At 32.2% G+C, this 21382-nt stretch carries 12 protein-coding genes, 2 pseudogenes and 1 other annotated feature; of the genes and pseudogenes, 5 read left to right on the top strand and 9 right to left on the bottom strand.

The window, feature by feature from the left end; translation table 11 throughout:
• The first annotated feature begins 119 nt into the window (after nucleotides 1–119).
• The 4 genes from MPTP_RS04530 to gloA all read left to right on the top strand — a co-directional run bounded on the left by MPTP_RS04530 (nucleotide 120) and on the right by gloA (nucleotide 3615).
• Entirely contained in the window at nucleotides 120–977 is an 858-nt protein-coding gene (locus MPTP_RS04530; protein ID WP_013773909.1) for a lipoate--protein ligase family protein, read from the top strand.
• Nucleotides 977–2335, top strand: coding sequence for an HD domain-containing protein (locus MPTP_RS04525; RefSeq protein ID WP_013773908.1), 1359 nt, complete (start codon nucleotides 977–979; stop codon nucleotides 2333–2335). The genes MPTP_RS04530 and MPTP_RS04525 overlap by 1 nt, the downstream gene beginning before the upstream one ends.
• 10 nt (nucleotides 2336–2345) lie before the next feature.
• Nucleotides 2346–3155, top strand: a complete 810-nt coding sequence (gene yidA / locus MPTP_RS04520) for a sugar-phosphatase (protein ID WP_013773907.1) — start codon at nucleotides 2346–2348, stop codon at nucleotides 3153–3155.
• A gap of 88 nt (nucleotides 3156–3243) precedes the next feature.
• On the top strand, nucleotides 3244–3615 hold the full coding sequence (gloA, locus tag MPTP_RS04515) for a lactoylglutathione lyase (RefSeq protein ID WP_013773906.1): 372 nt from the start codon (nucleotides 3244–3246) through the stop codon (nucleotides 3613–3615).
• Nucleotides 3616–3895: 280 nt separating this feature from the next.
• On the opposite strand, the gene MPTP_RS04510 is transcribed toward gloA, so the two are convergent.
• Nucleotides 3896–4723: an aldo/keto reductase gene (locus MPTP_RS04510; RefSeq protein WP_013773905.1), complete on the bottom strand. Its 828-nt coding sequence runs from the start codon at nucleotides 4721–4723 to the stop codon at nucleotides 3896–3898.
• A gap of 322 nt (nucleotides 4724–5045) precedes the next feature.
• Between MPTP_RS04510 and MPTP_RS04505 the strand changes: the two genes are divergently transcribed.
• Complete coding sequence (locus tag MPTP_RS04505; protein WP_013773904.1) at nucleotides 5046–5957, top strand: mechanosensitive ion channel family protein; 912 nt, start codon at nucleotides 5046–5048, stop codon at nucleotides 5955–5957.
• Between the two features lie 133 nt (nucleotides 5958–6090).
• On the opposite strand, the gene cbpB is transcribed toward MPTP_RS04505, so the two are convergent.
• The 8 genes and pseudogenes from cbpB to MPTP_RS04465 form a co-directional block, all read right to left on the bottom strand.
• Nucleotides 6091–6594, bottom strand: coding sequence for a cyclic-di-AMP-binding protein CbpB (cbpB, locus tag MPTP_RS04500; protein ID WP_013773903.1), 504 nt, complete (start codon nucleotides 6592–6594; stop codon nucleotides 6091–6093).
• 299 nt (nucleotides 6595–6893) lie between these two features.
• Complete coding sequence (locus tag MPTP_RS04495; RefSeq protein ID WP_013773902.1) at nucleotides 6894–7406, bottom strand: metallophosphoesterase; 513 nt, start codon at nucleotides 7404–7406, stop codon at nucleotides 6894–6896.
• The gene (gene rph / locus MPTP_RS04490; protein WP_013773901.1) at nucleotides 7403–8764 is read right to left on the bottom strand and encodes a ribonuclease PH; all 1362 of its coding nucleotides are present in this window, start codon (nucleotides 8762–8764) and stop codon (nucleotides 7403–7405) included. The genes MPTP_RS04495 and rph overlap by 4 nt, the downstream gene beginning before the upstream one ends.
• Complete coding sequence (gene racE, locus MPTP_RS04485; RefSeq protein WP_013773900.1) at nucleotides 8757–9578, bottom strand: glutamate racemase; 822 nt, start codon at nucleotides 9576–9578, stop codon at nucleotides 8757–8759. Before racE ends, rph begins: the two co-directional genes overlap by 8 nt.
• A gap of 309 nt (nucleotides 9579–9887) precedes the next feature.
• Nucleotides 9888–12304: pseudogene (gene pheT / locus MPTP_RS04480) on the bottom strand (phenylalanine--tRNA ligase subunit beta).
• 4 nt (nucleotides 12305–12308) lie between these two features.
• Entirely contained in the window at nucleotides 12309–13355 is a 1047-nt protein-coding gene (pheS, locus tag MPTP_RS04475) for a phenylalanine--tRNA ligase subunit alpha (RefSeq protein ID WP_013773899.1), read from the bottom strand.
• Between the two features lie 73 nt (nucleotides 13356–13428).
• Nucleotides 13429–13664: a binding site (T-box leader), on the bottom strand.
• Between the two features lie 222 nt (nucleotides 13665–13886).
• Nucleotides 13887–17737, bottom strand: a pseudogene (gene addA / locus MPTP_RS04470) (helicase-exonuclease AddAB subunit AddA).
• Nucleotides 17703–21311: a PD-(D/E)XK nuclease family protein gene (locus MPTP_RS04465; protein ID WP_013773896.1), complete on the bottom strand. Its 3609-nt coding sequence runs from the start codon at nucleotides 21309–21311 to the stop codon at nucleotides 17703–17705. The pseudogene addA and the gene MPTP_RS04465 overlap by 35 nt, the downstream one beginning before the upstream one ends.
• Between the last annotated feature and the right edge of the window lie 71 nt (nucleotides 21312–21382).

The raw sequence follows: 21382 nt of genomic DNA, 5'->3' as shown, positions 1-21382 counted from the left end.
TTATAATAATTTTAAGGAAAACTTTTCTTAAGAAACCAGCTTTATTTTAATAAGTCAGTTATTTATCAATGCTAGGTATTTCACTCTCATTCATTATAACAATTAGAAAGAAGATAACAATGACAAACAGGCAAAACAACAATGAACAAATAACTACTCTATTAATAGATGAAGGCTATTTAACAAATGAACAGGCACTTCATCCATTCGCGCTAACCGACTTACTCATTGAGTTTTCTGGCCTAACAAATCAACCCATCTTACATTTTTGGCAATTAGAAAAAGCAATGATTCTTGGAATGAAAGATCTTAGACTGCCATTTTTAGAAAGTGGTCTTTCTTCACTCAAAGAATCTGGTTACCATTATCTAGTCAGAAATTCTGGTGGTTTAGGTGTTATCGCTGATTCTGGCATTTTAAATGTTTCATTAATTTTACCCAATCCACCAAATAAGAAATTATCTATTGATGAAGGTTATCAAAAAATGTGGCACTGGATAAAAACGACCTATCCACAAAAAGAAATTGATGCCTTTGAGATAGGTAACTCTTATTGTCCAGGCACTTTCGATCTAAGTATTCATCAAAAAAAATTTGCCGGTATTTCTCAACGTCGCATAAAAAATGGCTTAGCTATTATGATCTATTTAAGTGTAAATGGTGATCAATTAGCCCGTGGCAAGATAGTTCGACAATTTTATCAAGCGAGTTTGAAAAAACAATTTGGCGAAAAAACTACAGATTATCCGACTGTAGATCCAATGGTTATGGGTACACTTGAAGCGTTAATCGAAAAGCCTTTAACAATTGATGAGGTGAAAAAGAATTTGATAGATAAATGGAATAGTAGTCAAACTTCTAAATTAAAAGAACAATGTGCCGATCAATTGGTAACCACTGCTTGGTTTAAGGATAAATGGCCAACTCAATTAGATAAAATGCACCAACGAAATAAACAATTAGAAAGGAGCCACTAATGTCAATCGCTTATAGTGAGCAATTACTTCCCATTGAAAAGGTTTTTAGAGATCCGGTTCACAGTTATATTCATGTTCAACATCAAGTTATCTTGGATTTGATTAATTCAGCTGAAGTACAGCGTTTAAGACGAATCAAACAATTAGGAACTTCTTCCTTTACCTTTCATGGCGCTGAACATAGTCGCTTTGCACATTCATTAGGTGTTTACGAGATTTCACGCCGGATTTGTGATATTTTTCAAAGAAACTATTCTAAAAAACAATTAGGTGAAGACGGGTGGGATGATGATGAACGCCTAATTACTTTATGTGCTGCATTACTTCATGATATTGGTCATGGTCCTTACTCACATACATTTGAACATATTTTTCAAACAAATCATGAACAATTTACCATTGATATTATTACTTCGCCAAAAACAGAAGTCCATCAAATTTTATCACGTGTTTCATCCGATTTTCCAGAAAAAGTTGCCAGTGTTATTACAAAAACCTATCCTAATCCACAAGTTGTGCAAATGATTTCAAGTCAGATTGATGCAGATCGGATGGATTATTTATTAAGGGATGCTTACTTTACAGGTGCTGAATATGGCACATTTGATTTAACAAGAGTTCTCAGTGTTATTCGCCCCTATAAATGTGGGATTGCCTTTTCTATGAATGGCATGCATGCAGTTGAAGATTACATTGTTAGTCGTTACCAAATGTATGTGCAGGTCTACTTCCATCCAACTTCCAGAGGCATGGAAGTCCTATTAGATCACTTATTACATCGAGCTCAAGAATTATTTATAGAATATCCTGAGGAGTATTCATTCCAAGCTCAATTATTGCTTCCTTTTTTTAAAAATGATTATACATTAGCAGATTATTTAAAGTTAGATGATAATATTCTAAGTGCTTATTTTACACAATGGCTAGATTTACCAGACGTCATTTTGAGTGATCTTGCAAAACGTTTTTTAATGCGAAAACCTTTAAAATCTGCTACATTTATGATGAAAAAAGATGGAAAAACCATTCATTATTTAAAAAAATTAATTGAAAAAACGGGTTACAATACACTCTATTATACGGCTATAAATTCTAGTTATGATCTTCCCTATGACTTTTATCGTCCAGAAAAAGGGAGTCAACGAACACAAATTGAAATTATGCAAAAAGATGGTACACTAATTGAATTATCAAAAATTAGTAATTTGGTCGCTGCTTTAGCCGGCCAAACGCAGGGAGATAATCGGTTTTATTTTCCAAAAGAAATGCTTGGAAGCAAACATGACTCGCTTTTTAATTCAATTCATTATGAATTCACTACTTATATTCATAATGGAGCTATCCAGAAAAAAGACTAGGGAGATAACAATGCCAATTAAACTAATCGCTATAGATATTGATGGAACATTGCTCAATTCAGCAAGCCAAATTACACCTAGAGTAAAACAAGCCCTCCAAGCAGCGAACGATAAGGGAATTGCTATTGTTCTATGTACAGGAAGACCATTACTTGGTGTAACCAAACAATTAAATGAATTAAATTTATTTGGAGAGAAAGATTATGTAATTACCTATAATGGTTCTCTTGTACAAGCAACAAAATCTAAAGAAGTGATTTCGAAATACACGTTAACTTATGAGGACTATTTAGATATTGAATTAATGGCAAGAAAAATTGGTGTCCATTTACATACAATTGATGATACAGCTATTTATACTGCGAACCGCAATATCAGTGAATATACCGTACATGAAGCTTTTCTTGTGAATATGCCATTAATGTATCGAACAGTTGAAGAAATGACACCTGATATGACTATTATCAAGATGATGATGATTGATCAACCAAAACGACTAGATTCTGCCATTAAGAAAATCCCATTAAGCTTTAGAGAAAAATATACTACCGTAAAAAGTACAGATTTTTATTTTGAGATACTAAACAAACAAGCCAGCAAAGGGAATGCATTAGTAAAACTAGCTGCCCATTTAAATATTCCTCAAAAAGAAATTATGGCTATTGGTGATAACGAAAATGATTTATCGATGATTGATTATGCAGAAATTGGTGTAGCCATGGGAAATGCCACAGAAAATGTCAAAAAAACTGCAAATATCCATACGGGCACCAATGATGAAGATGGTGTTGCTCATGTTATTGAAAAACTGATTTTATAAACTTATTTAATGAAAAGGCTCATTGACAGCTATAAAATGAATTAAATTTGTTTTAAAATAAAAAATTAGAAAATTGAGAATGATAGTTATGAAGATGCTTCATACTTGTATACGAGTGAAAGATCTAGAAATGTCACTAAACTTTTATCAACAAGCATTTCAATTTAAAGAAAAGAATCGCCGTGATTTTCCAGAAAATCAATTTACTTTAGTTTATTTAACCTTACCAGAAGATGACTATGAATTAGAACTTACCTATAATTATAATCATAGTGCTTATGAACTTGGTAATGGATATGGTCATATTGCAATTGGCACAGAGAACCTTGAAGAACTTCATCAAACACATAAAAAAGCCGGTTTTACTGTGACAGATCTTAAGGGATTACCTGGAACTAATCCTTCTTATTATTTTATTACAGATCCAGATGGTTACAAAATCGAAGTTATTCGCAGCTAATTATTTTTTAAGTAATCAATGAAATAGCGACACATACAAAAAAGCACTTGAAATAAGAAGTAATTTCTTATTTCAAGTGCTTTTTTGTATGTGTTATTCATTTATTATTGAATTTAATGAATTCAATAATAAATCGATTAATCTTTAACTGTTTTTTGTTTTATAAAATATTAATTAAAATCAGTCAGAACAGTAGTTAAAAATTCATTTCTTGATACTATACGTTCCATTAATAACATGTATTTCATAAATAAGCGCTTAGATTTTAACAATCAGTCAATTAATAAATATCATAAGTGTCAGGATTAGTTCCTAAACGTGTATTTGTATTTAATTGACTAATTTGTTGCATTTCTTCTTCTGTCAACCCAAAATTAAAGACATCAAAATTTTCTTTAATTCTTTCTTCATGAACAGATTTTGGAATGACAATATGATCATTTTGTAAATGCCAGCGAATAATTACTTGGGCTGCTGATTTATGGTATTTTTCTCCTATTTTTATGATATGATCATTTTTTAAAGCACTTCCCTGTCCAAGTGGTGACCATGCTTCAACAGCAATTTTGTTATCAGCTAGATAATTTGTTAATGCCTTTTGTGTAAGTGTTGGATGTAATTCGATTTGATCAACCATTGGTGTAATTGTTGCTTCTGTCATCAGATTTTCTAAATGTTTTTGTTGGAAATTAGATACTCCTATCGCTTTTGCTTTTCCACTTCGATAGATTTCTTCCATAGCACGCCAAGAATCTTTATATTTTCCAGTTACGGGCCAATGAATTAAATATAAATCAATATAATCCAATCCTAATTTTTCAAGGCTCTGTTCAAAAGCTTTGAAGGTAGATTCATATCCTTGATCCTCATTCCATAATTTAGTCGTTACAAAAATTTCTTCTCTTTGCATGCCTGATTGCTTAATTCCCTGACCAACACCTTGCTCATTTCCATAAATCGCTGCTGTGTCAATCAATCGATAGCCATCTGTTAATGCCCACTTTACTGCCATCGTTGCTTCTTTTCCATCATTTACCCGCCAAACACCTAATCCTAATCTAGGCATTGAGACGCCATTTGCTAATTGTTTAAACTTTTCAATTGCCATCTGCCTATCTCCCTTCTCTTATTTAATTTTTATTATACTATTTATCTTTTAAAAATGAAATTTCTATTTTTATTTAAAAAAGCAATACGCTTCATTTTTGCAATAATTTAACAATTAATTAGAGTTAATCATTGACAAAAAATCATAAATAGTTAAAAATAAAAGAAAATTAATTTCAACCATTTAGTAAATTTTAACAATATGACTACTTATTATTAATAACAGATTTTTTACTTAAAGATTATTAGAGAATTGTTTTTAATATAATGAATTAGAATTTTTTGTTAAAATAAAAATGTCAGAATAGAAAGTTGGGAGAATTATGTTTTTAATCAATCAGATCAATAATGAGGCAATTAAATCTAGTACAGATATAAAAAAAGAAACCATTCGTAATGTAAATGCTGTAGAACGTTTTTTTAATAGTATTGACTGGGATCAAATTGTTACAATTTTAATAGAAAAAATTGTCTATGTTTTTTTATTATGTTTATTATTTTTTTTCATTCAAAAAATTGGTCAATTTGTCATTCATCGTGCCTATCAACAATATGATAGAAATAAAGGAACAAATGAAAGTCGTCTACGAACTATCCATACTTTAACAACCAATGCATTTAATTATCTGATCTTTTTTCTTTTTACCTATTCTATACTAACCGTTGTTGGCGTACCTGTCGGCTCTTTACTTGCTGGTGCTGGTATTGCCGGTGTTGCTATTGGTTTAGGTGCACAAGGCTTTATCAATGACTTAATTACAGGTTTTTTAGTTATTTCTGAGCAGCAAATGGATGTTGGTGATCGAGTGAATCTAACTCCTTTAAGAATCATTGGTACAGTAAAAGCAATTGGTCTAAGAACAACACAGATTAAATCAGATGACGGTACCATCCATTTTGTTCCTAACCGTAACATTAGCATAATTAGCAATCTTTCTCGTGCAAACATGCAAATTCAAATCGATGTTCGAATTAATCCAGAAGAAGGCTATCCACAGATTGTTTCTGTTATTCGCCGTATCAATGATCGATTAAAAGAAGAATATAATGAAATTATCCAAACCGATCCAGCAATTTTTGGTTTAATCGATTTAGGAAATAGTAATTTTGCTATTAGAATTACTGTTTATGTGTTAAATGGTCAACAATCTGAAATGAAAGAGAAATTCTTATCTTATTATGTTAGTGAATTATCTGTAGCTGGTTTTACTATTCCAAATACACCTATTCATTAAATAATTTTAATGAGTTGTATTAATACCTATCTCAAATAAAACGGATTAATAAATAAAAGAAAATTAAAAAATACAAGGGGATTATTTTGCCTTTATGAAATTATGAATAGGTTTTTATCTTAAATAAAAATGCTTAACTAATTTTTATTTTATCTTTTTTGTCTTCTTCTGAAGATTTAGCTAAAACAACATAGGATTTTTCAAGTTCATGTGCTAAATGATTTACTGCTTTAAGAATTTCTTTTCTAGTAATAATTCCTTTAAAGCACTGATACTTATCAACGACTGGTAAAAAAGAAGTATCTACTAAAAAATGCAAGACATCTTCTAATTCCCAGTCTTCATGAATGACAGTAACCTCTCTTTCCATAACATCAGATACAGTATATTTATTCAGGTTTTTTAGATCAATCGAAGTTATGCTAAACATTTTTCCCATAATATCTGCTAAACTAATAAGTCCTACAAATTGATCATTTTTATCCAATACAGGGATCTTTGAATATTTTACTTTTGATAAAACCAATACGGCATGGTTTAAGGGATGTGAACTCATTACATTGGCTACATTTTCCGCTGGAATTAAAAACGAACCTGCTTTTTCTAACATTAATTTTTCAATCGTTGTTCCAATCATTGAAATACCTCCATTTCAATTTCTTCCCTTTTCCATTTTATCGAAAACAGATCCAAAAGTCTTCCAATTTGATATTTTTTCATAAATATTTTACAAATTTAATAGTTTATTCATAAAATAATTTTTTCTTAAGAAACTTAAGTATTAATCAAAAAATTATAATCCATCCATTAATTTGAAAAATTCTTTTGATTCATGATTTGTTTGTATACTTATTTATTTTAGTTTATTCAAAAAAAGGTAACATGATGATCATCATGTTACCTTTTTTGGTACCTATCAAATTAATAAATATGATCTTATTTATGAAAAACAAAATGTAGATGATCCATTTGTTGATGGTTACGATCATAATAGGTGATATCATAACCCGTTTTATGACTATTAATAAGTGCATAGGCTTGAACCGAAATGGGATCTCTTGGTAAAAGAATGCTACCAGGATTTAAGTAAAGCACATGATTATGCATTTCGCAACCAATCCTATGCGTATGACCAAATAAAGCAATGGTTGCTTTTACCTGTTCTGCTTTTAAAGCTAAGTTCATGAGATCTTGTTGGACATTCATTAGATGTCCGTGTGTCATAAAAATTTTATCCTCTCCAATTTGTTCAGTAACGAAATCTGGAAAATCAGCATTATAATCACAATTACCACGAACAACTAAAAAATGTTGCCAAATATCATCTTCGCTTGAAAGTTCAGAATCGCCACAATGAAACATACCATCTACCTTTTCTTCATAGCGATCGACCAATTCAACTAAAATATCACGATCGCCATGACTATCGCTGATAACTAAATAATTCATTCGATCATCTCCCAACGTGCAATCCATTGCTTCCATTTTTGTTCTAAATTTTCTATCGCTTTTGCTCGATGACTGTGTCGATTTTTTTCCTCATTAGACATTTCTGCTGAAGTTTTATGAAATTCTGGCACATAAAATAATGGATCATAGCCAAATCCATGCTCCCCACGTGGAATGGTTGCTATCTCTCCCTGCCATTCTCCTGAAACAACCAGACTTTCCATTTTAGGAGCTGCTAATACTAAAGTACAATGAAAGGTTGCTTGTCTATCTTCTTTGGGAACGTTTGTCATCTCATAAAGTAAACGAGCATTATTCGCCGCATCATTGGTTGGTTCACCAGCAAATCTGGCTGAGTAAATTCCAGGCATACCATCTAATGCTTTAACTATTAAACCAGAATCATCTGCTAAAACTGGTTGATTCAAAATACTAGCAATTGTTTCAGCTTTTAAGCGAGCATTCTCTTCGAATGTCTTTCCTGTTTCTTCAATTTTAGGTAATTCCGGATAATCTAGTAACGTTTTTACCTGATATCCTTTTTGTTCAAAAATTTTCTTAAATTCATTCGCTTTTCCTAAATTACTGGTAGCAATCACAATGGTATTCCCATTCACTTTCTTGCTTTTTCTTTCGTTGATTACTATTGCTTGTTTTTGAATTGAAATTAATTCTTCAATCGCTTGTTTACCATAAAAAAGCATGGTATTCAATTCTTCACCTGAAAATGTTGCTTCTTCTCCGGTTCCTTGAATTTCAACAAAATTTCCAGTTTCAGTCATCACTAGATTCATATCTACCTTTGCAGCAGTATCTTCTTCATAATTCAAATCTGTTATACAATTGTCATTAGATAGCATACCAACACTAACTGCTGCCAAGTACTCCTTAATTGGATTTTCTGTAAGTAATCCTTGCTGAAGTAATTTTTCAACAGCTAATTTTAAAGCAACAAATGCTCCTGTAATACTCGCTGTACGGGTACCCCCATCTGCTTGAATAACGTCACAATCTATGATAATACTTTTCCCGGTTAATTTCTCCAAATCAACAACTGCTCTTAAAGAGCGACTAATTAGACGTTGAATTTCTGTTGCTCGTCCATTAAGTTTACCTTTATTACTATCTCGTCGATTTCGTCTTTGTGTTGCTCTTGGCAACATACTATACTCGGCAGTTACCCAACCTTTTTCTGAGTCTTTCAAAAAAAAAGGCACCTTCTCTTCAATCGTAGCTGAGCAAATAACTTTTGTATCACCAAAAGAAATCACGACAGAACCTTCAGGATATTTAAAAACATTTGTTTCGATAGTAATTGATCTAAGTTGTTGTTCGCCTCTCCCGTCATTTCTAATCATTCGCTGTCTCTCCTAACCGTACATATTCAACATCTATTTCCTGTTCTAACCAATCTATTGCAATTTTTTCAAATGTTTTTATTGAACCAGTCGTGTAAAATTTCCTACTTGGATTGTTGTTTGTCTGATTTGAAGTCAGTTTATTAGAATGTGCTAATAAATCCTGAATTTCTTTAACTGTTTCAATACTCGGATCAATCAAGGTGACTTGTGATCCAATTGCTGTTTGAATAAACGATCTTAATAACGGGTAATGCGTACACCCTAAAACTAAAGTATCCAGTTGTTTCAATTTCAACGGAGCTAACGTTTTAGTAACAATTTCTTTCGCTTTTATTGTATGATAATTCCCCATCTCCACTAATGGAACAAAGGATGGACAGGCCAAACAGCTTACAAAGCTTTTTTCAACTAATAGTTTTATATTCTTTTCATATGCTTGACTTTTAATAGTTCCTTCGGTGCCAATAACACCAATCCGCTGACTTTTCGTAGCAGCAATAGCCGCTCTAGCTCCAGGAGCGATTACACCTATAACAGGTATGTCTAATGTATTTTTTATTTCTTCTAGTACAGCAGCTGTTGCTGTATTGCATGCGATAACTAGCAATTTTATTTTTTTTCTGAGTAAAAAATTAGTCATCTGCCAAGTATATTGAATTACTTGTTCTGTCGGCTTTGATCCATATGGACAATGTGCAGTGTCTCCTAAATAAATAAAATTTTCATTAGGAAGTTGTCGGCATAATTCTTTTACAACTGTCAAACCACCTACACCAGAATCAATTAGGCCGATCGCATATTGGTCATTCACAATTATCAAACCCTTATATTTTTTAGTATTTTTATTTTCTCTTTTTTTTATCTACTTGTCAATTTATCTTTAAAATGAATCATTAAATACTAGCAAAAATTAATAAATCTACCATTCATAAAAATATACTGCCATTCACTGAGCAAAAAAATAAGATGAATTATAACAAAAATAGCCTTACTAACTTGTATATAATTCATCTTATTTAACTTTAATAACAAAAGAGATAGTCATTATCATTTTGAAAGCTGGATAGTGAACAGATAGAGTAACTGATTTTCTTTTGTTACATTTTATTTTAAAATTATCTTAACGAATGACAACAGCTAAGTTTTCTATCAAGCCTTTTTCAATTTTTTCCATTGAATGGTTGATTACCTCATCCGTCAATGTAGCTTCATCGTTTATAAATGTTAAGCTATAAGCCATCGACTTTTTATCTGCTTCAATACGACTTCCTTGATACACATCAAATATCTCAATATTTGCCAAATATTTACCAGCGTATTGTTTAATGACATTAATAATCTCTTGATTGGTTATTGTTTTATCAACCAATAAAGCAATATCTCGGTTTACTGCTGGGAATTTTGAAATAGGAGCCATCATTTTTGTCTGATTCCTCATTTGCATCATTGCAAATAGATTGAGTTCAGCAACATATGTTGTAGGAATATTGTATTGTTTTTCTAAAGCTGGATGCACTTGCCCGATAAAGCCAATCATCTGATCTTCTAAATAAATAAATGCAGTCCGACCTGGATGTAATTCAGGTATATCTTTTGTCGCTTGATAAACAACATGAATTCCAGCAGCTTCAAACAATGTTTCAATAATGCCTTTTAAGGTATAAAAATCAACAGATACTGCTTGTGTTTGCCAATCTTTCTCTTCTCTATTGCCTGTTAAAGCCATTGCCAAGTGATTTTCTTCATAAGGAAGATTCTTTAATGAATCCTCATTCTGATAAAATACACGTCCCACCTCATAAAACTCGATACTATTATTTTTTCGAGCCACATTATAGGCAATATCATCCAACAGCCCTGAAATCAAGTTCATTCGTAAATGAGAACGATCTTGGCTCATTGGCCATTGTAAACTGGTTGGTAAGCTACTTTTCATCATAAATTGTTTTGACTTTTCCTCGGTCGTTAAAGCATAACTAATTACTTCACTTAATCCTTGCCCTTCCAAAATAGCTTTAAATTGACGAATAAGTGCCTGACTTGGCGTTAAGCTACCAAGAAGTGTTTCACCCTTTGGTAAGGTAGTTGGTAACCGATCATAACCATAAATTCTAGCTACTTCCTCAATTAAATCTGCCTCAATTGCAATATCCCAACGACGTGGCGGAACTGTTACCTGATAATTATTATTTTTTATAATATATGAAAAGCCTAATGTATCAAAAATTTCACTCACCGTTGTTTCTGTCAATTCTGTACCTAAATAGTCATTAATTCGTTTTAAGGAGATTGGAATGGTTACTGCCTGTGCGTTAACTTCAGTACCAATTTCTCTTCCAGCTATTACTGTTCCACCAGCTAATTCAGCAATTAATGCTGCTGCAGTATCACAAGCCAGATTAATCGTTGCTTGATTAATTCCTTTTTCAAACCGATTGGAAGATTCGCTACGTAAATTAAACATTTTAGAAGTTTGACGAATCATCACAGAATCAAATAAAGCAGCTTCAAGTGCAATCGTAGTTGTTTCAGAAGTAACTTCAGAATTTTTTCCCCCCATAATACCAGCTAAAGCAACTGGTACATTTCCATTTGTAACAACAATATTTTCTGATGATAACTCTCTTAATTCACCATCTAATGTTACAAATTCTTCTTTTTCTTTGCCACGTTGAACAACTATTTTTTTACTTTGTAATTTATGATAATCAAAAGCATGTAATGGTTGACCGAAAAGTAAAAGAATATAGTTTGTAACATCAACAACATTATTAATTGGACGAATTCCCTCATTCATTAAATGGGTCTGTAACCACAATGGGCTTTCAGCAATTTTTACATCTTTGATGATTCGTATTTGATAAGCAGGTGTATCATGTTGATCCGCTACTTCTACTGTTAAATATTGATCAACTGTCTCTGTTGAATCTTCTTGCAATTTAGGTTCTTCAAAACTAGGCGTTTGACGATAAATGGCACCTACCTCATAAGCAACTCCCCGTATGCTTAAAGCATCTGCGCGATTAGGAGTAATGGCTAATTCAATAATGGCATCATCCATCTCTAAATATGGAAAAACGGCTTCTCCGTTAACTGCTTCAAATGGAAGATAGTAAATCCCATCTGCAAATTCTTTAGGTACTACGCTTTCCATATAGCCGATTTCTTGCAATGAACAAATCATGCCATTAGAGACTTCACCACGAACTTTTCCTTTTTTATTTTTATATTATTTGAAATACGAGCACCTGGTAAAGCAACAATGACTTTAATGCCAGCCTTTATATTTGGCGCACCGCAAACAATTTGTGTTAATTCTTCTTCACCAATATCTACTTGGCAAATAAACAGATGGTCGGAATTATTATGAGGGACACATTCTTTCACCTCACCGACAATAATTTTTTTAAGTCCTTCACTTGGAAATCGAATCCCCTCTACTTCTAATCCAGTTAAAGATAACTGATCTGCTAATTCTTTTACAGGAACTTTTGAAAGATCTAAATATTCACCTAACCATTTATAAGAAACAAACATTTTTTTACTCCTTTACTTTAAATTGACCTAAAAACCGAAGATCATTCTGATAAAAACTTCGAATATCATTGACACCATAACGAAGCATAGCAATTCGATCGGGACCTAATCCAAATGCAAAGCCACTATATTCTTTTGCATCAATTCCTGACATTGCTAGTACATTTGGATGAACCATACCAGCACCTAGTATTTCAATCCAACCAGTTTGCTTACAAACGCCACATCCATCGCCTTCACATTTAAAGCAACTAACATCGACTTCTACAGAAGGTTCAGTAAATGGAAAGTAACTAGGTCGCAAACGAATACGTCGATCTTTACCAAACATCTTTTTCATCATAATTTCTAAGGTGCCTTTTAAATCTCCCATAGTCACATTTTTATCAATAACCAAACCTTCAATTTGATGAAATTGATGACTATGTGTTGCATCATCGGTATCTCTTCGAAAAACTTTTCCTGGAGAAATCATACGCAGAGCACCTTTTGAAAAATCATGTTTTTCCATTGTACGTGCCTGAATAGGTGAAGTATGGGTACGGATTAGTATTTCATTTGAAATATAGAATGTATCTTGCATATCTCTAGCAGGATGTTCTTTTGGTAGATTCATTCGCTCAAAGTTATAATAATCTGATTCTACTTCATAACCATCAATCACTTGATAGCCCATGCCGATAAAGATATCTTCGATTTCCTCAATAACTTGTGAGATAATATGTCTTGTTCCCTGTTTCATTTGTTTTCCAGGCAAAGTTACATCCAAAGTCTCCTTTGCTAATGACTGTTCTAAAGCTTCTTGTTCTAGCACTTCTTTTCTTTCCTCAATGGCTTGTACAAGTAAATCTCGAACATTATTGGCAAAGCTTCCCACCATTGGTCGCTCTTTTGCAGATAAGTTTTTCATTCCTCTAAGAATTTCTGTAATAGGACCCTTTTTTCCCAAAATTTCTACTCGAATTTGATTTAATTTTGTTAAAGATTGTGAAGTTTTGATTGATTTTAATGTTTCATCATGTAAAATTTCTAACTGCTTTTGTAATAGCATGTGATTGATTCCTTTCTTTATTTTATCTGCTAATCATTAACGTTATTCGATAAATAAAAACACTCATTCCCAAAAAAGGAACGAGCGTTCGTGGTACCATCCTACTTCGTAACTCCGACCAGCCAAAACTAGGCAGCTGAGTTGCGCACTTAATTGGAATAACGGTCCTAACCGATTTGTTTCTTTTAAAAGATAACAAACAACTCTGGAAGTGAATTTCATTTTTTGAATATACAATTTGCTTTCAGTCAAGGCAAATTTTCCCTAGCGTATCTCAGCCAAATTACTTGTTCCCATCAATGTTTTTACTATCATTTCTCTTTCGTTCAGTGTACAAGAAGATAAGGGATTGGTCAACTATAAATCTTTTCTCAAATGGCATCAATACATCGATCTTATAGAACAAAATAGATAAAAATAATAAACAAAGCCTTTATAATTTCGCTATCTATAAAACATTGCTATCATTTTTGAAAAAAAAGAAATGCTAAATTGGTACAGCAAATGGGGTTATTTTCTATAACAATTAAGTTAATTTGATTTCATAGGTTGTGTCATTTCGACTATCTCTTCGGTTTCCATATCAATAATTTTACCAATGGATAATAGGATCAAATAAATGCCCTTAACAGGTTTGTTCATTGCTTGTTGTAATGCTTTTTTATATAGATTCAATTGTCCACGATATTTTTTAATTATTTTTTGCAATTCTTCTTTTTCATTGTTTAGGTAGATATGATCTGTTTTATAATCGTAAAGTAAACAACTATCTTCTTTTTCTAAATACCCATCAATGATTCCGTGAATTAATAAATCATCCATACTATTTTTAGGATAATCCTTAATTAATTCATCGGCCGGAATAAGCATGGAAAACGGTTTTTCCCGATGAACGTTTTGGTAATTTGTTAAAATTTCGATTCCTAATTCTGTTTGATAAAACTCAACAATTTGATTGACATTTACCCGATCAGCAACAGCTAAAGTTATTACCTTTGTCTCTACCAATTCCATCAATAAAACGGTTAATTGTTCCACAGAGGGTGTTTCAGATAAGTCCATCTTTTGTAACAATTGATGTGTAGCTATTCCTACCTCTGCAGTTGAAGGTTGTTCCATCGTTTCGATAAATTTTGGTTGAGGAAGGGTTGCTTCTACTGCACGATTGACAATTAATGTATGAGGCGCCATCCTATTATCTGCTTGCCATTCCATTTTTCCAATTTCTTGATTGTTTGGATCATCAAAGACACGTTTAATTTCTGAAACAGATTGATAACTGGTAGTGTGTTCAGCAATTTCATAAGGGTACTGATAATTTAATTTTTTAATCCTTTTTGAACAATTTCTTTTGAAGCTGCCTTGGCTAAAACTTTTTTCTCTTTCTTCTCTTGTTCCATTTCTCGTTGTTTAAAAGCCTCTTGAATCCTGTTTTTTGTAAAGAATGTAAGTGTAAAGTTTGCTTGATGATCATAGATTTCAGATACCTTATTAATGGGCTGTTCAGTTTGATATTCGTTCATTTTACGATGGCGAATCAGTGCCATTCCTACCCAATTCATCAAATTTCCTTTACTTTGTAAACGATTTTCAATTGGTAAAACAACTGAGTCAACATCCGCTACTTTTAACCATTCTTTCCATAATGCCTCTTGATCATTATACGAACCAACTAAAAATAATTTCTGCTCTGCTCTTGTCAAAGCAACATACAGTTTTCGCATTTCTTCAGATAAAAGCTTATGCAGTTTTCTTTGACGAATTGCCAAAAATGGATAAGTATCATATAAAATACGATTTTTTTCATGAAGCAAACGGACACCAATTCCTAATTGCTCATCAAAAATAAATCGTTCATTTAAATCTCCTAAATTAAATTCCTTCGTCATATCTAATACAAAAACAATTGGAAATTCTAATCCTTTACTTGCATGAATCGTCATAACATGTACAGCATTTTCCTCAGCTAAAATAGTTGGTTCCGCCAAGTCTTTATTTTTTTCCTGCATCTTTTCAACAAAACGAATAAATTGAAACAATCCACGAAAACTGGTTTTTTCATAAGCAGCTGCTCGATCGACCAAGGCATATAAGTTTGCTTGCCGTTGTTTTCCCGCAGGCATACCACCAACATAATATAAATAAGATGTATCTTGATAAATGGTCCATAATAAAATAGCTAATTGATTTTTATGAGCAATTTCTCGCCATTTTTCTAATTGTTCTGCAAATTTTTTTGTTTTTTGTTGCAATACAGAAAATGTTGAATCTGTTATTTGATTAAACTGTAAAAATGCTTCGTAATAATTGCCTTTTTTGTTTACTAGACGAATTATTGTCAACTCATTTTCTGTCAATTCAACAATTGGTGAACGCAATACAGCAACAAAAGGAATATCTTGATAGGGATTATCAATAATCTGCAATAAAGCAATCATAATACGAATTTCTGTTGCTTGAAAATAATTTTGTACATCATTTACCTGTATTGGAATACCGACTGCTTTGAAAACTTCGAGAATCGTTAGGTTGTTTTTCTTGGTAGGTGTTAGTAAAACAATATCTTGATAAGTAACTGGACGATTTGTTTGTAATTTTTTATCATAAATTATATAGTTAGTGTCCACTAATTCTTTAATTTTTAAAGCGACAACATACAATTCTCCTTCAGTTTTATCTTCAATCACCCACTCAGAAGCTTGTAAAGACATCCCTAAGCTTGATTTTTCTTCGAATTCATTTTCTAATTCTTTTTTCTTTTCATAAATTAAAAGTTCTGTATCATATTGATTCTCTTGATGATCTTCAGCTGTCAAAAATTGTTTTGCTCCTGCAATCAACTGTGCAGACTGATCATAAGGAATTTGTCCAATAGACCCATCCATTAATTGTTGAAAAATTAGGTTTGTAAAATCTAAAATATTTTTTCTAGAACGAAAATTTTCAGCTAAAATAATTCGTTTTCCATCTTTATTTTGTCCATATTGATGATATTTTTCAATAAATAATGTTGGATCGGCTAAACGAAAAGAATAGATAGATTGTTTTACATCCCCTACCATAAAAAGATTTCCCGTCGTCTCTTCTGGTTTTTTCAACCAGCTAAGAATCGTTTCTTGTAGGCGATTAATATCTTGGTATTCATCAACCAAAACTTCTTCAAATTTATCACGATAATAATCAGAGGCCTCTGTCGGTACCCAACCTTTTTTTGTCTTTTTAGCCAAAATAGCTAAAGTAAAATGTTCTAGATCGTTAAAATCTACCAAGTTTTTCTTAGCTTTTTCTTCTGTGTAAGCTTTAATAAACTCTTTTTCTACATCACTCAGTTTTTGAACAATGGGTATTGTCTGTTTCATCACTTCTTTCATTTCTTGGGGTGATAAGGCAAATAATTGGATTAATAGTTCTTTAATTATTTTTTTGTTTCTCTCTCTTAATTCTTTTACCTGATTTGCAATTGATTTTAATTCTTCATCTCGAATGCTTGGATAACGGTCAAAACCCATGGTTAAGGAAAACTGATAGGCGGCTTCTAATTGATTACTACTTAAATAATTCATTAATTGTTTTGCTTGTTCTTGCTCTTTTAAGATTAATTGTTTTAATTTTAATAATTTTTCCTCTTCCGGTAGTTTCGGTAGCCATCTGAAACATTCTTCATAGTATTGATTTACTCGTGTTAGTTTTGTTAAGATATCTTGTTTCAAATATTTTTTGTATAAGAAGGTTTCTCCTAAATCATTTTCAATTTGATAACTTGTTGTTAATTGCTCTAACCAATCAATTGGATCAGGATTTACCTTGGCGAAATCATATAGAGCAAAAATTAATTGGGTCAAGCCATCATCACTACGATCATTAGAAAAATTAGCCGTCAGTTGATAAAATAATTCTTGGTCTTTTTCATAATACTTCTCTCTAACCACTTCCCAGACATCCTCTTTTAATAGCAGGGTTTCTGTCTCGTCTGTCAATAAACGAAAAACAGGATTTATTTCAATTAAATAATAAAAGCGCCGAATGACAGTTAAACAAAACGCATGCAATGTGCTAATAGAAGCCATTGGTAATAAAGATAATTGTCTGAGAAGATGCTGTCGTCTTGCTAGGTCTGGTTCGCTGTTAATCGCTTGTTGGAGAGCAATCTGAATTCTCTCTTTCATTTCCTTGGCTGCAGCTTCAGTATAAGTAACAACCAGCAAGCGATCAATTTGGCTACCATTCCTTATCTTTTCAATGATTCTTCGTACCAAGACAGTGGTTTTACCAGAACCGGCAGAAGCAGAAACCAGAATATTTGAGTTACCATCAAAAATAGCTTGCCACTGACTATTCGTGAAGGACTCATTTTGTGGTCGTAATGGAATCTTTTTTTCCATCATCTATACATTCAATCCCTTCTTTTGATAAGCGTTCCATAACTTCTTTCTTGGATAAGGTTGCTATTTTATGATAGTTATTCTCTTTTAGCATCGTATCAAAGGTACAGATACTTTTGAATTGACAAAACCGACAAGCAATTCGCTCTTTCCCTTGATAAGCTGGATTCATTTGAATTTCACCATTAATAATTTTATTTCCAGCTTTTTTTATTTTTTCACGATTATTTTTCAATAATGATTGTAATTCCATTTCTGTGACAAATTTATTTTCTTGTTTTCTCCCTGGTTTAATAATTCCTTTAGCAGATGCTTCAATTGGAAAAATGGTAGAGCTGGTTTTTTCTTCTAATTCTTTATCTAAGTAATTCAATAGCTCTGAATCATTAATAAGTAACCCATCATACTGATATTTTTTTAACAATTTTTGCTCAATCGCTCCAGTTGTATCATAAGAAAGTGTAGGGTTATGGACATGTAGATAAAATGACCCAGCTGGTTTTGCGGTCTTTCCAACCAATTGAACAGCATCCATTAAAGCCACATCTAAATAGGTCAACATTTGCATCGCTAAACCATAATAAACTTCTGTTATATTAAATTTTCGATGACTTGATTTATAATCAATAACACCTAAGTATACTTCATGGTCATTTGTTATTAATTGATCTACACGATCAATTTTACCTCGCACGCTAATTTTACCTTGCTTTTCTAAAGCAAGTTCTAAACCAGGAATACCTTGTTGAATAGCTAATTGACCAAATAATATTTCTGTTTGAACGGTGGAAAATCCACTCTTCTGACTCTGTTTTTTTAGTGCCCAACTTACTTTTTTAATTGTTTGACTCAACTGATAACGTAAATAATTCATACGATTTGAAGAAGTTAAAATTGAAAATTTAGGTTCATCTAGTACAGCCGTTAAGACATTATCTGAAAAATTAGCTACTTCTTCATCTGTTAAATCAGGTAAGTATTTATTTTGACGAATCAGCAATTTAAAAAATTGATCTAAGGCTTCATGAAAGAATTCTCCAGTTGCAGCTGAAGTGAGTTGGAAAAGTAACCGTTCTTTTAAGTTTAATCCAAATTGTAAAAAGTATTGAAATTGGCAATGATGAAAAGCTTCCATTTGAGAAATAGAGGTATAAATATGCTTACCATATAAAGCTTCAGCAAATGTTTCTGTTAAATTTTCCGGATTATTTGTGTAGCCCAAGCTAGAAAAAACAAAAGAAGCTGTTTGTGAGATTTCTGGTTGTCTGGTTAATGCTTTCTCCATCGCTAACCAAAAACCAGAAACGGGTTCCCCTATTTCCTGATTTTGTCGCTTTAATCGTGTTAATTCACCAATCAAGGCAGGATAGGTACCGATATGCGTTAAGCTGATAGCTTCATCATCTGTCGGTAATCCTTCTCGTTTCTCTATAATGGGTAGCATAAAAGCTTGTTGGATATTTCGAATATAAGGCGAACATTTTATTTCTTGTTTTGTATCTTTTGTACAATGATAGGTAAGATACAATTTTTCAGTCGCTGATACCAACATTTTATAAGCAATGAAGGGTTCCTGAGCAATTTTTTTTTCTGTACTATTCGCTAAAAATTGATCATCCGCTAAATATAAATCTATCAATTGACGTTCTTCATCAGAAAGTAATGTTTTATTTTCAATTTTTTTTGGAAAAGCTTCTTCTGTCAGACCGATAGCAAATATTACCTTTGCAGCAGCAGCTCTTGTTAAATCAATCAAACGAACTTGTACTTGATCAATTGTCGCTGGGATCCTACTATAATTAATACCTGCTAATCCACTGGTAAATATCTCTTGAAAAGTTTCAAAGAAAAACGGTTCATTCTTATAAATTTCGACATACTCATCAAGTAAAGTCATAAGTGCTGTCCATACTTGTTCATGATTTTTTGCTTCTTCTAAATTTCCTGCTTCAATTGCCTGAATTCGCCATTGATTCATCTGATACTTCACACCACTCTCAATTAAAAAATGATGGAAAATTTTAGCAGCTTCCAATCCATTTTTGGCTTTTTTTAATTTTTTAAAGCACACTGGTAGATATTTTTGTACCTTCTGTCTAATTTCATTTGAATCTTCTTCAATTTGTTTTGTATTCTCTAATTTATGCTCTTCAAAGTCGTATTGTATAAATGACCAATCTTGTTTTCTAGACCAATAGGTTCCCTCATACCCGTAAGCTAAAACGACATTTTCAGTTATATCTACCTTATTACGCCATTCTCTACATGCCGCTTGCCACTGCTCAATAGTTTCCCATTTCTGATTTTCCTTTGGAAAAAAAAGTTCCGTACGTAAAAAGCGCAAGATATCTCGGTAGCGATAATTATAATTGTAAATAGCAAAGAAAGATTGAATCCATTCCACCAAGGGATGCTGTTCCATTGTTTGATCATGATCAAGATAGATGGGAATATCATATAAAGCAAGTAATGGTTTTAATAAATTCTCATAGCAAGCCATATCTCTTGTGATTAATTGAATGTCCTTATATCGGTAGCCTTCTTCTGCAACCAGTCGACGAATCTCACAAGCAACACTCAAAATTTCTTCTTTGACATTCTCACCCTTCCAGATTTGTACACAGTTATCAAGAATCTGTTGTTGCATTTTTGGAAAATACTGTTTTTGTGCAGCAATCCAATAATTCTCCAATTGACAAATACCTGTTGTTGGAATTAAGGAAGATTCGTTGACCACATAATCAGTGAATAAAGGTACCCGATTTGTGCGTGCAAATTGATAAAATTGATAATAAAGTGTACCAGTTTCAGCAAATATATCCATTGGCTCAGGCAAAGAATTTGTATACGAACGATCCAAAGGCAAAGAAATTTTTACCTCACCTGCCTTTTTAATCAGTAGACAAATGAGTTCTAGTTCTTTTGCTGTGAACTGATGGAATCCACTAATTAAAAATGAAACATGGCTTAGATTTTGATTTGTTAAATACTTTGTTAAGTTTTCAACGATTTTTTTAGTGTCAAATTGATAATTTTTTGCTTTCTCCTCAAATTTAGTAAAAATTAATGCCAGATCTTTAAGTTTTATTTGTAATTCTTGTTCTTTTGCTCCTTTATCCAATTGGGTTAAAAAAGTATCTAATTCATCAATCGTAATATTTCCATCCTGTATTTCTTGATAAAAAACAAATAATTGTTGAATAAATCCTTCCTTAGTAATTTCTCCTTGAAAAATTTGTAATTCTTGCTCATTTTCTAATAAAACCTGTCTAAATAGCATGGCAGCACCTGCCTCAGGTAAAAGTTTTGATGAATAATAAGAGGTATCTCGTAAATAATACCAAGCAAGCCGATCAAAGTTGAAAATCTGTAGACGTGTGCTAGCAATCATTGTATCTCTGTTCATTTGGCGAATTTTTTTTAACACATCAATTTCTTTTTCAAATTCAATATGTCTAGGTACCAAATAAAAAACTTCATGATTAGCCGACTGATCTAACCAATTTACCGCTTGTTGAATGAGCGGTTCTTCTAGATCAGCTGTCATTTTCCCACGAATAAACTGTAAACTCAAAATTTCTCACATCTTTTCTCTGTATCGTTTGGTCTTAGTTTATCATATTATTAACTCTCTGTTCTTTTTCA

Source organism: Melissococcus plutonius ATCC 35311 (genome assembly GCF_000270185.1).
GTDB lineage: Bacteria > Bacillota > Bacilli > Lactobacillales > Enterococcaceae > Melissococcus > Melissococcus plutonius.
This window is presented reverse-complemented; position numbering and strand designations above follow the sequence as displayed.

Excerpts from the sequence above, each read along its gene's own strand:
- MPTP_RS04530 (WP_013773909.1), top strand. The coding sequence starts at position 120 with ATGACAAACAGGCAAAACAACAATGAACAAATAACTACTCTATTAATA.
- MPTP_RS04525 (WP_013773908.1), top strand. The coding sequence starts at position 977 with ATGTCAATCGCTTATAGTGAGCAATTACTTCCCATTGAAAAGGTTTTT.
- yidA (WP_013773907.1), top strand. The coding sequence starts at position 2,346 with ATGCCAATTAAACTAATCGCTATAGATATTGATGGAACATTGCTCAAT.
- gloA (WP_013773906.1), top strand. The coding sequence starts at position 3,244 with ATGAAGATGCTTCATACTTGTATACGAGTGAAAGATCTAGAAATGTCA.
- MPTP_RS04510 (WP_013773905.1), bottom strand. The coding sequence starts at position 4,723 with ATGGCAATTGAAAAGTTTAAACAATTAGCAAATGGCGTCTCAATGCCT.
- MPTP_RS04505 (WP_013773904.1), top strand. The coding sequence starts at position 5,046 with ATGTTTTTAATCAATCAGATCAATAATGAGGCAATTAAATCTAGTACA.
- cbpB (WP_013773903.1), bottom strand. The coding sequence starts at position 6,594 with ATGATTGGAACAACGATTGAAAAATTAATGTTAGAAAAAGCAGGTTCG.
- MPTP_RS04495 (WP_013773902.1), bottom strand. The coding sequence starts at position 7,406 with ATGAATTATTTAGTTATCAGCGATAGTCATGGCGATCGTGATATTTTA.
- rph (WP_013773901.1), bottom strand. The coding sequence starts at position 8,764 with ATGATTAGAAATGACGGGAGAGGCGAACAACAACTTAGATCAATTACT.
- pheS (WP_013773899.1), bottom strand. The coding sequence starts at position 13,355 with ATGCTATTACAAAAGCAGTTAGAAATTTTACATGATGAAACATTAAAA.